The following is a 14,536-nucleotide window of genomic DNA, read 5'->3' as shown; positions in this document are numbered from 1 at the left end:
TATGAAAAAGGTGGCAGCATCAATCATGTGTGCAGACCAGCTGCAATTGGGGAAAGAGCTGGATGCCTTGCAGCATGCGGGAGTGGACTGGCTCCACATTGACGTGATGGACGGGCGCTATGTTAATAATCTGGCGATGGGGCCGTATGTCGTTGCCCCGATCATCCGGACAGGCAAATTCAGCACAGATATCCATCTTGCCTGCGAAGATCCTGAGCGGTATATTGAGATGTTTGCGCCGCTCAAACCAAATTACTTGACGTTTCACATTGAGACAGCTGATGACCCGGAAAAGCTGATAGCGCTTATCCGCTCAAAGCAGATTAAACCGGGGATTGCCGTTAATCCGGAAACACCGCTGACAGCGATTTTGCCTTATCTTGACCAAGTGGAATTGGTGCTGGTCATGACCGTCCAGCCGGGCTTTGCCGGTCAACCATTTAATGAGAAGGTGTTGGGAAAACTACAAGAATTAGCCCGTCACTTGTCTCGTTTCAAAGTGCCGCCTCTGGTAGAAGTTGACGGCAATATCAATTCTGCTACAGTGGAGAAAATCAGCAAAATTGGTGCTGATCTTTATGTTCTTGGTACTTCTGCCCTCTTTAACGACAAACTGGAAACGTACAGCCAGAAAATCAGTCAAGTGACGCGTTTCTTTGAGAGCAGCTAGTATATCTATGTTAATTGTTTGCTGAAACGTCCGCCAGATTGGAGACAGTCTGGCGGACGTTTAATCATAATTGTTTCTTCCAGTTATTTGAATGTCCGGCTGTTCTGCAAAAAACTTATCAAACTTGTTACGGTCGAATGTAAACAATGACAACGGTAGGCACAAAAAAATAGACGGAACTAATTGCCGTGAAAATGCAAAATTGTATTTAACGAGCGTACAAACCCGCAGTTATTTGTAAATTCGACCACTTAACCACCAAGAATAATACAGATTATTTTTAAAATCAGCCAAGAAGTTCTAAAGTATTCTTATGACACTTGAGGGAGTGAGATTATGAAATTGACAATATTGGGATACTGGGGAGGTTTCCCGTTCAACGGTGATGGCACGACGTCTTTTTTATTGGAATCAGACGGTTTTTCACTATTGTTGGATGCAGGGAGCGGCAGTTTGCTGGCGCTGGAAGAGCACCTGAACCCAGTTGACCTGGATGCTGTTCTTTTGACTCATTATCATCATGACCATATTGCAGACTTGGGTGTGCTGCAATACTACCGGCAGTTGATGCCAAAGCCTGAACAGCCTGTGCTGCCCATATACGGACACATGGAAGACGCCTTTCATTTTGAGGAGCTGACACTGGCTGGTGTCTCAGAAGGGATTGGCTACAAAGAAACCGACCAAGTGACGATTGGTCCGTTTTCGGTGACGTTTTTGCGCACGGTTCATCCTGTCCCGTGTTTTGCTGTCCGCCTTGTGGAGCGTGAAACAGGTAAGATTCTGGTGTTTACTGCCGACAGCGGCTACTTGTCGGCCTTAGCGGATTTTGCGAAAGATGCGGATGTACTGATTACCGACACTTATTTTCTGGAGGGACATGAAAATCACCATGCGCATTTGACGAGCAAAGAAACAGGCGAGATTGCGGTGGCAGCCGGTGTCAAAAAATTAATACTCAGTCATTTGAGACAGGATATTGAGTTGCCGTTGTTGAAGGAACAAGTGACGGCAATTGTCGGCGGAGACATTCCTGTTATTTTGGCTGAAAAACATTTAGAGATGATTATTTAGGAGGAGATATGATGATTTATGTGTCAAATGAGGAGATTACAGACCCACGGATCAATCTTGCCATTGAGACGTATTTACTGCAGGAAATGCCTTTGGAGGAACCGATTCTGCTATTTTATATCAATGAGCCGTCCATTATCATTGGCCGGAACCAGAACACTATTGAAGAAATCAACGTGGATTATGTGGAAGAAAAAGGAATTCACGTGGTACGGCGTTTAAGCGGCGGCGGTGCAGTATACCATGATATAGGCAACTTGAACTTCAGTTTTATCATGCCTGACGACGGCGAGTCTTTCCGGAATTTTGCCAAAGTGACCCAGCCGATTATTGACGCATTGCATGCTATGGGAGTGGAAGGCGCCCAATTGAAAGGTCGTAACGACCTCGTCATCGATGACCGGAAATTTTCCGGTAATGCCATGTATGCAACGAGCGGCAGAATGTTTGCTCACGGTACGCTGATGTTTGACAGTGATGTGAACGAGGTTGTCAATGCACTGAAAGTGCGCAAGGATAAAATCGAATCCAAAGGGATCAAGTCTATTCGTTCCCGGGTGACTAATATCAAACCTTACTTGTCCGATGAGTACCAAAATGTCTCGACCAAAGACTTCAGACAGGCGATTTTGTTGCGCATCTTTGGTGTGGATAAAGTGGAAGATGTCAAAGTTTATCAATTGACTGATGAAGATTGGGAGAAAATCAATCGCATTTCCGAAAAATACTACCGCAACTGGGACTGGAATTACGGTAAATCCCCTGAGTTTGATATCGTCCGCCGCAAGAGATATCCTATCGGCTCGATTGAAGTCAAAATGAATGTGGTTAACGGACGTATTCATGAAATCAGAATTTACGGCGATTTCTTCGGACTAGGCGAAATTGCTGATGTGGAAAAAGTGTTAACAGATGTCAAATATGAAAAGAAACACTTGGAAGAGGCTGTGTCCCAAGTGGATGTCAAAAAGTATTTCGGTAATATCGAACCCGAAGAATTAGTGGACTTGCTTTACTAACAGCTTGATTGCCGAAAAAAGATGCTGAAAGAACTCCTTTGCGAGCTGCTTTCAGCATCTTTTTACTTGTATTTATTTTACGTCGTCATGTGTCTCGATGATTTGGTTGACGATGCCGTAGTCAATTGCTTCTGTTGCGCTCATCCAAAAGTTCCGGTCAGTATCCTCTGACACTTTTTCAAAACTTTGACCGGTAGCTTCGGCAATCAGCCGGTTAATCCGTTCGCGCATGCGGATAATCTCATTGGCTTCGATTTGGATTTCAACGCTTTGTCCCTGCACGCCGCCGGCCGGCTGATGAATCATGTAGCGGGTATTCGGCAACGAATAGCGGTTTTCTTTTTTAGCGGCCAGATAGATGGTGATGCCGGCACTTGCCACCCAGCCGGTACCGATGACTTTCACTTCCGGTTTGATAAACTTAATCATGTCATGGATTGTATCGCCGGCTTCGACGTGTCCGCCTTGACTGTTGACGAAAATAGTAATCGGCTCATCGCTCAATGAGGCCAACAGCAACAGCTGACTGGACACTTCTTTGGCTAGTGTCTGATTGATTTCGCCGTAAATCAGAATAGTCCGGTTCTCAATCATCTTTTGTGTCAGAAGTGAATTGAGATCTTGCTGCTTTGCATTTTCCATAAACTATACCTCCCTGTTGTTTTACACGTTCATTTTAGCACAGAGTCTTTGAAGAAACCAAAATTAACGCCGCTGCTTACGTCCCAGACCGACAGCATTTTGCATCCGGCGTAATGTTTTATCGGCTACTTTTCTGGCTTTTTCTGCACCTTCATCAAGAATCAGGTTGAGCTCATCAGAATCCATCAATTCAAAATAACGTTCATGTATAGGCGTAATAAACTCTACGATTGCTTCCGCTAAATCATGTTTAAAGTCCCCGTAGCCCGAATCAGCATAGGTGTCGACCAGTTCATTGATTGAACGGCCAGTCACCGAGGAGTAAATGACCAAAAGGTTTGAGATGCCTGGTTTGTTTTCAGGGTCAAACTCGATTTTGCCGCTGGAATCGGTGACGGCAGAGCGGATTTTTTTACGAATCGTGTCCGCATCATCCAACATGGAAATGAATCCTTTGGCATTTTTATCCGACTTGCTCATTTTTTTCGTCGGGTCTTGCAAACTCATGATACGCCCGCCGGCATCTTTGTCGGGAATTTTGACTTCCGGCATCGTCAGAATCGGTTGTTTTTCTGTGCCGTAACGGTTGTTGAAACGCTGGACAAAATCTCTGGTTAACTCCATGTGCTGTTTCTGGTCTTCTCCGACCGGCACTAAATCGGCGTTATATAAGATGATATCTGCCACCATTAATGGCGGATAGGTCAAAAGCCCGGCACTGACTCCGCCGCGCGCACTTCCCTGTGATTTGTCTTTGAACTGGGTCATCCGCTCCAGTTCCCCGATTTGGACATTGCACTGTACGATCCAAGCAGCTTCTGCATGGGCAGATACTTCCGATTGGATGAAGACCGTTGATTTCCGCGGGTCGATGCCCACTGCAATATATAATGCCGCGAGACTAAGTATTTGCTGACGCAATTTCAGCCGGTCCTGCGGCACTGTAATCGCATGCTCATCCACAATGCAGAAATAACACTGGTATCTATCCTGCAGCTCGACAAACTGCTTCATTGCTCCAATATAATTACCGATGGTCGGAACTCCGCTCGGTTGCACTCCTGAAAAAATAATATCCATAACGTCCTTCACTCCTAAATAATCACAATTATATATCAATTATACAGAAAAAACTTTTTTTGTGCAGAATAAACAGATATTTTTCAAAAATTTCCAATTTTCAGAGCAACAACAGGTCAACGCTTCTGTGTTGTGGCCGGTAATTTAACAATGTGTTCGTGTACTTCGCAAAAAAATATGGTACTATTGACAAGGACTATACAGAGCGAGGTTATATTATGACAGAACAACTGGATAATCAGGTGACATTATTGCTGGAGAAAGAATTGACCGGCTTCACACCTAAACAAATTCAAGCAGTCTTGATGCTGCTTGCAGACGGCAATACAGTACCGTTTATTGCCCGCTACCGCAAAGAAATGACCGGCAGCTTGGATGAAGTGCAGATTCGCACGATTGAAGAACGGTATACGTATTTGAAAGGACTGGCGAAACGCAAAGAAGAGGTCCTTCGATTAATAGCCGAGCAGGGCAAGCTGACAGATGAGCTGGCGGCGGCTATTGCACAAGCATCCAAGATGCAGAAAGTAGAAGATTTATACCGGCCGTTTAAACAAAAGCGCCGGACCAAAGCAACTATTGCCAGAGAAAACGGCTTGACACCTTTTGCCGGATGGGTTCTCAGTCTTCCATCTTCCGGCCGTATCGACGAGGAGGCTCAAGCCTATATCAATGAGGAAAAAGGTATTGCAACGACAGCAGACGTCCTTGCCGGCGCCCATGAAATCATTGCTGAAATAGTCGGTGATGAACCTACCTACCGTGAATGGATTCGCGAGTACACACTCGCCCGCGGTAGCCTGCACAGTGAAGTGAAGCAGCAAGAGCTGGATGAACAAGCTGTTTACGAGATGTATTATGACTTTTCCGAACCGGTGAAGAAATTAGTGCCGCACCGCGTCTTGGCTATGAACCGGGGAGAAAAAGAGGACGTGTTAAAGGTCAATCTCGTTGTAGATGAAAGTAAAATTGAAGCGTATCTGGCACGTCAAATTATCGGGAAAAAACAGCAGAGTGTGACGGCACCGTTAGTGACAGCTGCTTATACTGACAGCTACAAGCGTTTCATCGGTCCGGCCATTGAGCGGGAAATCCGGGCACAACTGACTGAAGAAGCGGATGAACAGGCGATTCATATTTTTGGCGAAAACCTCCGCAACCTTTTGCTGCAGCCGCCGCTAAAAGGAAAAGTCGTACTCGGATTTGACCCGGCGTACCGTACGGGCTGTAAACTGGCTGTTGTGGATGAAACAGGGAAAGTTTTGGCGATTCAGGTAATTTACCCGCATAAGCCGGCACCTGAACATAAACGCCGCTCCTCGGCTAAAGAGTTTCTGGCACTCATCGATACTTATCAGGTTGAAATGGTGGCTATCGGCAACGGCACAGCCAGCCGGGAGTCTGAACAATTTGTGGCCGACCAGCTTAAGAACAGTAAACGTCCGGTATATTATGTCATCGTCAATGAAGCCGGGGCTTCGGTTTATTCCGCCAGTGATATTGCCCGGGAAGAGTTCCCGAATCTGCAAGTCGAAGAAAGAAGTGCCGTCAGCATTGCGCGCCGCTTGCAGGATCCGCTGGCAGAATTGGTGAAAATCGATCCGAAAGCGGTCGGTGTAGGGCAATACCAGCATGATGTTTCCCAAAAAAGACTGGTCGAGCAGTTGGATTTTGTGGTGGAAACGGCTGTCAACCAAGTAGGTGTCAATGTTAATACCGCCAGCCCGCAACTGCTTCAACACGTCGCCGGGCTCAATAAAACGACTGCTAAAAATATTGTGAGTTACCGCGAAGCGCATGGCGTCTTTTCGCAGCGGTCAGAGTTGAAAAAAGTTCCGCGGTTAGGACCGAAAGCCTATGAACAGGCGATTGGATTTCTGCGGATCCCAGACGGCCGGACACCTCTGGACAATACCGGCATTCATCCGGAGAGTTATGACGTTGCGCGTGCGATACTGGCACGTGCCCAAGTCAGTGAGAAAGACCTCGGGACTGAACAGGCGCGTGAACAGCTGCTGCGGTACAACCCGGCATCTCTCAGTGAATCGTTTGACATCGGCAAGGAGACATTGGCTGATGTTTTGGCGGCGCTGATTCAGCCGGGACGGGATTTGCGTGATGATATGCCTGCTCCGCTCTTGCGACAGGATGTTTTGGATATGACGGATTTGCGGCCAGGAATGGAACTGCAGGGCTCAGTCAGAAATGTCGTGGATTTCGGGGCATTTGTTGATATCGGCGTCAAACAGGACGGCATGGTGCATATTTCAAAATTGAGCCGGAAGTTTGTCAAACATCCGTCAAATATACTGTCGGTCGGCGATGTTGTGACTGTCTGGGTTGAATCTGTTGATACGCGCAAAAACCGCATTGCTTTAACAATGATAGAACCGGAGGAAAGAGATTAAGCCACATGAACAGTTATTTAAATCAGTTATCGGAAGAGTTGTCGGATGACACGCTTCAACAGCTGGTGGAAGATGTGTCGCTCACGTTTTTCAACAAACCGTTTAAACACCGTGCTGTGTTCAACAGCCGTTTGAGAACAACTGGCGGGCGCTATCATTTAAACACTCACAATCTGGATTTTAATCCCAAGGTTTATCAAAAATATGGCGATGAAGAGCTGATTAATGTGATTAAACATGAGCTTTGCCATTATCATTTGCACCTTGACGGACAAGGGTACCGTCATCGCGATATCGACTTCAAGCTGTTATTGAAACAGACCGGCGGCAGCCGATTTGTCAAGCCGTTGTCTGATTACAAGCCAGAAGATTACCATCAGTATGTTTGTCTAAAATGCGAAACACTATTTTTAAGAAAAAGACGTATCAACGTAAAAAAATACCGGTGCCGCTGCGGCGGAGCGCTGAAGGAAAAAGAAACGGCTATCTAAATGGCGCAGGATGGTCCAAATAACAGGCAAAATTTTTTGGATCATTCTGTTTTTTTTGTTGACTTTTACTTTTTTTCCCTATATAGTGTCAAGTAGACATGTTTTGCGGTCGTGGTGGAATGGCAGACACGCTGTCTTGAGGGGGCAGTGGGAGAAAGTCCCGTGTGGGTTCAAATCCCACCGGCCGCATAAAAAAATAATAAACATAGTGTTGTATCAGTATTTTATAGTGTCTGCAGCTAGGAGCTGCAGGCGCTTTTTTTTTTTCGTTATTATCTTATCACAGAGCTTGCAGCCGCGTCTCTTTCTAATTTACCCAATATCTGCCATGAGCCTATCCTTAAGTTTATAACGTTATTTATTATGCTACCGGCTGATTGGCTGTATGCGACTTTGAAGTGTCTTGTCAGGAAAATACAATCCGCTCGAAAATAGCATTCAGAATGCCTTTTCACAATTTGTTATATACGAGTAGTATGCACAAAAAAATAAACAGAAAGAACAATATAAATACTGTCGAAGGTGTTTTTTTTGTAGTTAACGTTGGTATAATGTTGCTACCCTGAAGCCAAAAGGAGTGACGTGTATGCGGCTAGCCTATGATTACTCAGACTTTCTGTATGGGTTTGCAGATGAGTTGGAGTCAGGCGCATTAACACTGAAGGATTATATCTATATTATCAGACAGCAAGAGCCGATATGCGGTACCTATTGCCCAATTATCGACTGGTATTACCTTGATACATTGCAGTATGCAATTATTGAGGACGATAAATACAAAGCGGTCAAAGTTAAATTGAAGATTGTGATTGATGAGATGGAACGGTGGACAATGTGATATCACAACAGGTTTTGTCTATGTGACAGTTGGATGTTAACATAAAAGATATGGAAAACATCCCGTAAAACTCTGTTTGAAGATTTTACGGGATGTTGAATGTCTATATAAAGCAAGGGCGTCATAGCCTCGCTTTATGGCCATATCACTAAAATATTATCTTGAGGGACAACCTAGTCTGTGAAACTGGGTAACGTAGCTACGATTTTCTTAAATTCCATACTTGTTTGCGCGTGTAATCCAGTTCGATTCGTTCGAACTGAATCGCCTTCACTCTTTCTAATGCTTTTCGGCGAACTTTGTTGTTGTTTACACAAAGATACTTGTAAGGTTCTCCAGGCGGACACAAATGAACAACATCAGTAAATAGTTTCTTCTTTAATCTTGTTTTCATCATATATCTTCCTTTTTGTTCATTAATCTAACTATAACTATAATAGATAACGAGGCAAAAAGCAAGAATGTTTGTGAAATCTAATGATTTGCTAAGCGTTTTCTAATCTATCTAACAAAGCAAAGATTGATGATTATCATAGTTAATTCACAAGTTTCCGGCTGGCGAAATGCAGGTGCCATCTCATTTTCAGACGTTATTTTCACAAACAAAATATTTTACCCGTTGTAGTCCTGAATGAAAGGAATGGTTGAATTAATAGTAAGAAAAATTTTTTTAATTTTTGTAAATCAGTTTCTAGCACTGTGATATAATACACAAGAAGAAAGGGGTGTAGTGTTTGGAAAAACAAGCATATCTTGAGATGGTCAAAGAAGTAGCGGAGGACTATTTTCGTTCAGGCACCTATTATTGTTCAGAGGCAGTTGTGGAAACGATAAATGATGTGCTGGGCAAGCCTTATGACGATGATGTAGTCAGGCTGGCTTCCGGTTTCCCGATTGGCATGGGGCAGGCGCAATGTCTGTGCGGAGCTGTTTCCGGTGGACAAATTGCTTTAGGGATGGTTTACGGCAGAAAAAAAGGTGAACCGATGGACCCGCAGATGTTCGAGCTTGCGAAGGGACTGCATGATTATATCAAAGAAGGGTATCGCTCGGTCTGTTGCCGGATTATCACTAGACAATGGCAGGGTGATGACTTCAAATCAGAAGGCCGAAAACAGCATTGCATTGAAATAACCGGAAAGGTAGCTGTCTGGGTGGTAGAGCGTTTGATTGAAGCGGGTAAAATCGACCCGGCAACAGCGCCGGTCATTACAACCGGCAATCAGGCGTCGTAAGAATGAATAATTTAAAGTCTTTTTTTCATGCCGTTCCGTTGCCGATTTCTGCAGTAGCATTGAGTCTAATCGGTTTAAGTAATCTGTCCGCTGATGTGCCTTTGGTCAGTCGTGGGGCAGTGTTGCTAGCGGTTATTATCTTAGTGATCGTGACAGTGAAATTATGCTTGGATTGGCCGGGATTTCTGGCAGCCATGTCGCAAGCGCCGGCGGCTGCAACATTTCCGACATACAGCATGGCGCTGATACTGCTTTCTAAAGCGCTGACGGGTCAAAGTATATTTTTGGCTAAGGCGGTCTGGGTTGCGGGGATAGCGATTCATCTGTCGGTGATGATTTGGTTCACGAAAAAATTCGTCTGGCAAAAATCTTTGCAGCAAGTATTGCCGGCATGGTTTATTGTTTATGTCGGAATTGTCACTGTGTCTATGACGGCGGGGGTGTTTCAGCAGCAGCGGTTTGGCAAAGGTGTTTACTGGTTTGGGCTGCTAGCCTTTTTAGTTTTATTGCCGCTGGTCAGCCGGCGGTTAAGGGTGGCCCCGCTAGCTGACCAACTGAAACCAACAGCTGCTATTTTGGCTGCACCGGCTTCGCTGATTCTTGCCGGGTATCTCACACTGTTTGAGGTAAAAACTGTCTGGTTTGTCGTTCTTCAATTGCTGGTCGCGCAAGCTCTGTACCTCTGGGTTCTCAGTCAATTGCCGGTGCTGATCAAACTGCCATTTCAGCCGACGCATGCAGCGCTGACCTTCCCGCTGGTCATTTCTGCCACAGCATTAACATTGTTTGCTGGTTATTTGGGTAGTATTTTCCCCAGCATCTCGTCAGTTTTGAACACAGCTGCTAAACTGGAACACTATTTGGCAGCTGCCGTTACCTTGTATGTGCTGGTCTGCTTCATCAGTAATGTAGTCAAAGGCCGACGGACAAGCCGCATTTAAAGTAACACCTTGCCTGTCTTGCGCATTCAATGTTAATATCGCGCAAGGCAGGCAAGGTGTTTCAGCGTGCTTTTTTTCTAAAGCCGTTTCCCGACGAGCCGTCCACGGTGCCGAATGCCGAGTAGTTGGCATGGTGCAGCAGCTCTTCAATTGACTGGATATTGTGCTGGCGGCATAAATAAGTGATAATCGCCGCTGAAGCTTTGGCGTCTTCCAAGGCATGGTGATGCTGAAAGGTAAAACCGACGTACTCGGCGAGGACATTCAGCTTGTAACTCGGCATGGTCAAATATGCCTTGGACAAGTAGTAACTGTCGAAGTATTTTAATTGAAAATCAGTGACTTGATAACGGGCATTGGATTCACGAATGACGGACATGTCGAACGGTGCGTAATGGGCAACTACCGGCAGTTCGCTGATAAAGTCACGCATATCCGGGATAATCGACGGATAGATGGGAGAGCGGGCTGTCATGTCCGGCGTGATGCCGTGGACAAAAATATTGTACCTGTCGAAGGCCGCTTCGGGATTAATCAATGTGTAGAAAGATTCTTTGATTGCCCCGTCTATGACTTTGATCATGCCGACAGAGCAGGGCGAGGCCTTTCGCTGATTGGCTGTTTCAAAATCAAGAGCAATGAAATCGATGCTCATAAGAGATTCCTCGTTTCTGGTTTATCGTCTCTCCAGTATACAGGCTTTCCGGGATGCACTCAACTTTATAAAACATAAGAGGCAATCAGTGCCAAATAATCGGTTGCTGTCTGCTGATTAAAAAAGACATTCAGGACAAAGGTTCCTTTTTTTGTTTGCAGCAACTGATTCGCCAGCTTTTCAAGCGGCGTGATATCGACCAAGTGTTCAAAAGAAACTGACAAATCCCTTGGGAAAAGAGCAGCCAATTCTTCCTTGGTGGCATAGTCCTGCAAAGCTTTATATGGGATATGGACTTCCAAATAGTTTTTTCGGATAATCTCCGGTTCGTGAAACAATGTCATGGCGACAGTTAAAATGTCAGATTGTGTTGGCATAATAAGCACTCCCTTTGCACGACTGTCGTGCGGTTGATTTCATTGTTCATTATACACTTTTTTAGAAAAAATGTGTAAAAAAAAACAGACAGCATCATGCTGTCTGTTGGGGTAGAGAGTGTTTAAACGGCCAGTCGTTTTTCGAAGTAATTTGCCAGCAACGACAATGAATAACAAATGACGAAATAGCAAAGTGTCATGGCAAAGAACATCGGCAGCACGGCGGTCGGGTCTTGTGCATAAATGATTTTTGCGTGATGTGTCAACTCCGGCAGTGAAATGATGACGGCCAAAGATGTGTCACGGATTAATGAAATGAACTGACTGACTAGCGGCGGAATCATCAGTTTAATCCCTTGCGGAAACACGATGTAGTATAGTGTCTGAAAATAGCTCAGACCTGTCGAGCGCCCCGCTTCGAATTGACCGGGCGGGACGGAAAGCAGTCCGGCACGGATGATTTCTGATAACATGGCCGATTCGAAAATCGTCATAGCTGCGACAGCCGAACCGAAGATGCTGAACTGGATACCGATTTGCGGCAAGGCAAAATAGGTAAAGAAGATAATTAACAACAGCGGCAGATTTCGGATGATGTCAATGATCAAACCGACTATTTTGGAGACGACAGGAATTTTCATGTAACGAATCACACCGAGAATGCCTCCGAAAATAAAACTTAAAATGATGGACAGGACAGCGACTTGAATGGTCACCATCAGCCCGTCAAACAGAAACCGGATATTTACCCATGAAAAAGCTTGAAAAAAATCCATAGTGCAGCCTCCTTTCTAATGTTCTTCTGCTAAACGATTTTCGATGTATTTCATCAAATAGGATACCGGCAGAGTCATGACCAGATAAAACAGTCCAATCAATGTGTATGTGCCGATTGTGTCAAATGTTTGACTGGCAATCAGGTCTCCTTGATACATCAAGTCGGCTCCTGTGACCATCGCCAGAATGGATGAGTTTTTGACCAGATTGATGAACTGGTTGCCAAGCGGCGGGATCACAATTTTAAACGCCTGAGGCAAAATGATATGCCACATCACTTGATAGTATTTTAAACCGGAAGCCAGCCCGGCTTCCATCTGCCCTTTTGGAATACCGACAATTCCTGCCCGGACGGTGTCGGCAATAAAGGCGGACGTGTATAGCGTCAGTCCGACTGTTCCAGATGTAAAGCCGTCAAATGGGATGCCGTACATCGGCACCACGACGAAGAAAAACATCACAATGATCAACAACGGTACGTTTCGGAAAAAGTTGACGTAAATGGCAGCCAGTTTTGCTAAAAATTTGTTGGGTATGACTTGCAAGATAGCCATAAATGTCCCGATGAGCAGACTGGCAGCCAAGGCAATAAAGCTGGCCATAAGTGTGACCTTTAGTCCTTCGATGAGGACGTCTTTATGGGTGATAAACAGTTCCCACATAAGTAGCTGCTCCCTTCTCTAATTTTCAATGCCACTGAACCATTTGTCGTAGATTTCTTGATAAGTGCCATTTTCCTGTATGGTTTTCAGCGCTTGATTGACGCGGTTCAGAAAATTATCCTGTTCTTTGTTGATGGCAATGCCGTACGGTTCGTCTGTGAAGTTGCCGCCTGCCAATGTATAGTCCGGATTGGCTTCAGCCATCCCCATCAAGATACTGTTATCAGTCGTCATCGCGTCGCCCTGGCCGGACTGCAGGGCAGTGAATGCTTCTGCGTAGTTTTCCAGCTCAAGTACTTTAGCCTTTGGGGCATGCTCGCGGATATTATCTGCTGACGTCGACCCTTTAACGGCTAGGACTGTTGTTGAGGCATCGAGGTCTTCCACGCTTTTGATGGGGCTGCCTTTTTTGACCAGTAAGGCCTGTCCGGCAGCAAAGTAGACATCCGAGAAATCGACTTGTTTTTTCCGCTCTTCGCTGATGGTCATAGTGGCGATGATGGCATCGATGTTGGCGTTTTTCAGCAGGGGAATCCGTGTCTTGGATGTCACTTCCACAAATTCGGCTTGTCCGTCTTCGCCCAGAATATCTTCTGTAATAGCTTTGGCAATATCAATATCGAACCCTTCGACTTGCCGGGTTTCGATATTCATCAGACCAAACAGCCGGGTGTCGTTTTTGACGCCCCAAACGATTTTTTTGCTGTTCTGAATTCTTTCCAGTGCATCTTCGTCGGACAAGCTCTTGGCGCTGCATGCTGACAGCAAGAACAGAGCCGACAAAGCTGCTGCTAGAACAGGAAGCAGGTGAGTAAATTTTTTCATAGTAACGTCCTCCTGTCTTTTAATGGTTGATAATTTTGCTTAAGAATTGTTTTGCCCGTTCATCTTGCGGATTTTCGTAAAAAGCATTTGCTTCCCGGTCTTCGAGAATCTGTCCGTCAGCCATAAAAATGACCCGGTCCGCCACTTCGCGGGCAAAGCCCATTTCATGTGTCACGACGACCATTGTCATGCCTTCGTCAGCGGCGAGTTTTTTCATGACGTCCAGTACTTCGCCGACCATTTCCGGGTCCAGTGCGGAAGTCGGTTCGTCAAACAACATGATGTCCGGCTTCATTGCCAAACTGCGTGCGATGGCGATACGCTGCTGCTGTCCTCCTGAAAGCTGATTCGGGTAAGCATCTTTTTTATCCAGCATACCGACTCTCTCCAGCAGGCTTTCAGCGGTGACAACGGCTTGTTCTCTCGGCTCTTTCAGCACTTTCATCGGTGCCAGAATAATGTTTTCCAAAACAGTCTTATGCGGATACAAGTTAAAATGCTGGAATACCATGCCAAGATTTTTTCGCACGTCATTCAAATTGGTTTTCGGGTCATTGATGTGGACTCCGTTGACAATCAGTTCGCCTGATGAAATTTCCTCCAGTGCATTGATACAGCGCAGCAGGGTACTTTTGCCGGAGCCGGATGGTCCTATTGCAACGACCACTTCTCCTTTTTTGATTTCCAGATTGATATTTTTTAACGCGTGAAATTGACCGTAGTATTTTTCGACGTCCTTAAAAGTAATCATCGCAATCCCTCCATTAAAAATATATTTTGAATTCTAATTCAATTCTAATATAAAGTGTAACATTAGAATTATAGTCTATTTTACAAAGTTT

17 protein-coding genes and 1 tRNA gene are annotated in these 14,536 nt (G+C 45.2%); 9 read left to right on the top strand and 9 right to left on the bottom strand.

All coding sequences use genetic code 11. The annotated features are described in order from the left end of the window. Position 1: 1 nt before the first annotated feature. The 3 genes from CBF27_RS11385 to lplA all read left to right on the top strand — a co-directional run bounded on the left by CBF27_RS11385 (position 2) and on the right by lplA (position 2,763). Positions 2-670, top strand: coding sequence for a ribulose-phosphate 3-epimerase (locus CBF27_RS11385; RefSeq protein WP_126814429.1), 669 nt, complete (start codon positions 2-4; stop codon positions 668-670). A 336-nt stretch (positions 671-1,006) separates the two neighbouring features. Continuing rightward, a complete protein-coding gene (locus tag CBF27_RS11380) occupies positions 1,007-1,744 on the top strand; it encodes an MBL fold metallo-hydrolase (protein ID WP_126814428.1) in 738 nt (245 codons plus the stop codon). Between the two features lie 11 nt (positions 1,745-1,755). Further along, positions 1,756-2,763: a lipoate--protein ligase gene (gene lplA, locus CBF27_RS11375; protein WP_126814427.1), complete on the top strand. Its 1,008-nt coding sequence runs from the start codon at positions 1,756-1,758 to the stop codon at positions 2,761-2,763. A gap of 72 nt (positions 2,764-2,835) precedes the next feature. On the opposite strand, the gene CBF27_RS11370 is transcribed toward lplA, so the two are convergent. Further along, positions 2,836-3,405, bottom strand: coding sequence for an ATP-dependent Clp protease proteolytic subunit (locus CBF27_RS11370; RefSeq protein ID WP_126814426.1), 570 nt, complete (start codon positions 3,403-3,405; stop codon positions 2,836-2,838). A 63-nt stretch (positions 3,406-3,468) separates the two neighbouring features. Then, positions 3,469-4,485 carry a tryptophan--tRNA ligase gene (gene trpS, locus CBF27_RS11365; RefSeq protein ID WP_126814425.1) on the bottom strand — a complete coding sequence of 339 codons (1,017 nt, stop codon included), beginning with the start codon at positions 4,483-4,485 and terminating at the stop codon, positions 3,469-3,471. A 218-nt stretch (positions 4,486-4,703) separates the two neighbouring features. Here trpS and CBF27_RS11360 point away from each other — a divergent pair, with 218 nt between their 5' ends. The 4 genes from CBF27_RS11360 (at position 4,704) to CBF27_RS11345 (ending at position 8,222) form a co-directional block, all read left to right on the top strand. After that, positions 4,704-6,893, top strand: coding sequence for a Tex family protein (locus CBF27_RS11360; protein ID WP_126814424.1), 2,190 nt, complete (start codon positions 4,704-4,706; stop codon positions 6,891-6,893). Between the two features lie 38 nt (positions 6,894-6,931). Then, positions 6,932-7,384: a SprT family protein gene (locus CBF27_RS11355; protein ID WP_281273701.1), complete on the top strand. Its 453-nt coding sequence runs from the start codon at positions 6,932-6,934 to the stop codon at positions 7,382-7,384. A 105-nt stretch (positions 7,385-7,489) separates the two neighbouring features. Further along, positions 7,490-7,573, top strand: a tRNA-Leu gene (locus tag CBF27_RS11350). Positions 7,574-7,970: 397 nt separating this feature from the next. Beyond that, the gene (locus CBF27_RS11345) at positions 7,971-8,222 is read left to right on the top strand and encodes a hypothetical protein (protein WP_126814422.1); all 252 of its coding nucleotides are present in this window, start codon (positions 7,971-7,973) and stop codon (positions 8,220-8,222) included. A gap of 199 nt (positions 8,223-8,421) precedes the next feature. Here CBF27_RS11345 and CBF27_RS11340 read toward each other — a convergent pair whose 3' ends face one another. Then, positions 8,422-8,619 (bottom strand): hypothetical protein, encoded by a 198-nt coding sequence (locus tag CBF27_RS11340; RefSeq protein ID WP_126814421.1) that lies wholly within the window; start codon positions 8,617-8,619, stop codon positions 8,422-8,424. Positions 8,620-8,956: 337 nt separating this feature from the next. Here CBF27_RS11340 and CBF27_RS11335 point away from each other — a divergent pair, with 337 nt between their 5' ends. Both CBF27_RS11335 and CBF27_RS11330 read left to right on the top strand, forming a co-directional pair. Continuing rightward, a complete protein-coding gene (locus tag CBF27_RS11335) occupies positions 8,957-9,457 on the top strand; it encodes a C-GCAxxG-C-C family protein (protein ID WP_245986058.1) in 501 nt (166 codons plus the stop codon). A 2-nt stretch (positions 9,458-9,459) separates the two neighbouring features. After that, positions 9,460-10,398 (top strand): TDT family transporter, encoded by a 939-nt coding sequence (locus CBF27_RS11330; RefSeq protein ID WP_126814420.1) that lies wholly within the window; start codon positions 9,460-9,462, stop codon positions 10,396-10,398. 61 nt (positions 10,399-10,459) lie between these two features. Here CBF27_RS11330 and CBF27_RS11325 read toward each other — a convergent pair whose 3' ends face one another. From CBF27_RS11325 to CBF27_RS11300, 6 genes are all read right to left on the bottom strand, one after another. Beyond that, the gene (locus CBF27_RS11325; protein WP_126814419.1) at positions 10,460-11,053 is read right to left on the bottom strand and encodes a 3'-5' exonuclease; all 594 of its coding nucleotides are present in this window, start codon (positions 11,051-11,053) and stop codon (positions 10,460-10,462) included. 65 nt (positions 11,054-11,118) lie between these two features. Continuing rightward, a complete protein-coding gene (locus tag CBF27_RS11320) occupies positions 11,119-11,430 on the bottom strand; it encodes a hypothetical protein (RefSeq protein WP_126814418.1) in 312 nt (103 codons plus the stop codon). Between the two features lie 122 nt (positions 11,431-11,552). Further along, positions 11,553-12,206 carry an amino acid ABC transporter permease gene (locus CBF27_RS11315; protein WP_126814417.1) on the bottom strand — a complete coding sequence of 218 codons (654 nt, stop codon included), beginning with the start codon at positions 12,204-12,206 and terminating at the stop codon, positions 11,553-11,555. A 15-nt stretch (positions 12,207-12,221) separates the two neighbouring features. Then, complete coding sequence (locus CBF27_RS11310; protein ID WP_126814416.1) at positions 12,222-12,869, bottom strand: amino acid ABC transporter permease; 648 nt, start codon at positions 12,867-12,869, stop codon at positions 12,222-12,224. A gap of 18 nt (positions 12,870-12,887) precedes the next feature. Further along, positions 12,888-13,694 carry a transporter substrate-binding domain-containing protein gene (locus CBF27_RS11305; protein ID WP_126814415.1) on the bottom strand — a complete coding sequence of 269 codons (807 nt, stop codon included), beginning with the start codon at positions 13,692-13,694 and terminating at the stop codon, positions 12,888-12,890. Positions 13,695-13,713: 19 nt separating this feature from the next. After that, the gene (locus CBF27_RS11300) at positions 13,714-14,445 is read right to left on the bottom strand and encodes an amino acid ABC transporter ATP-binding protein (protein ID WP_126814414.1); all 732 of its coding nucleotides are present in this window, start codon (positions 14,443-14,445) and stop codon (positions 13,714-13,716) included. Positions 14,446-14,536: the final 91 nt, after the last annotated feature.

The sequence above is a fragment of the Vagococcus acidifermentans genome (genome assembly GCF_003987655.1).
Classification (GTDB): Bacteria; Bacillota; Bacilli; order Lactobacillales; family Vagococcaceae; genus Vagococcus_B; species Vagococcus_B acidifermentans.
This window is presented reverse-complemented; position numbering and strand designations above follow the sequence as displayed.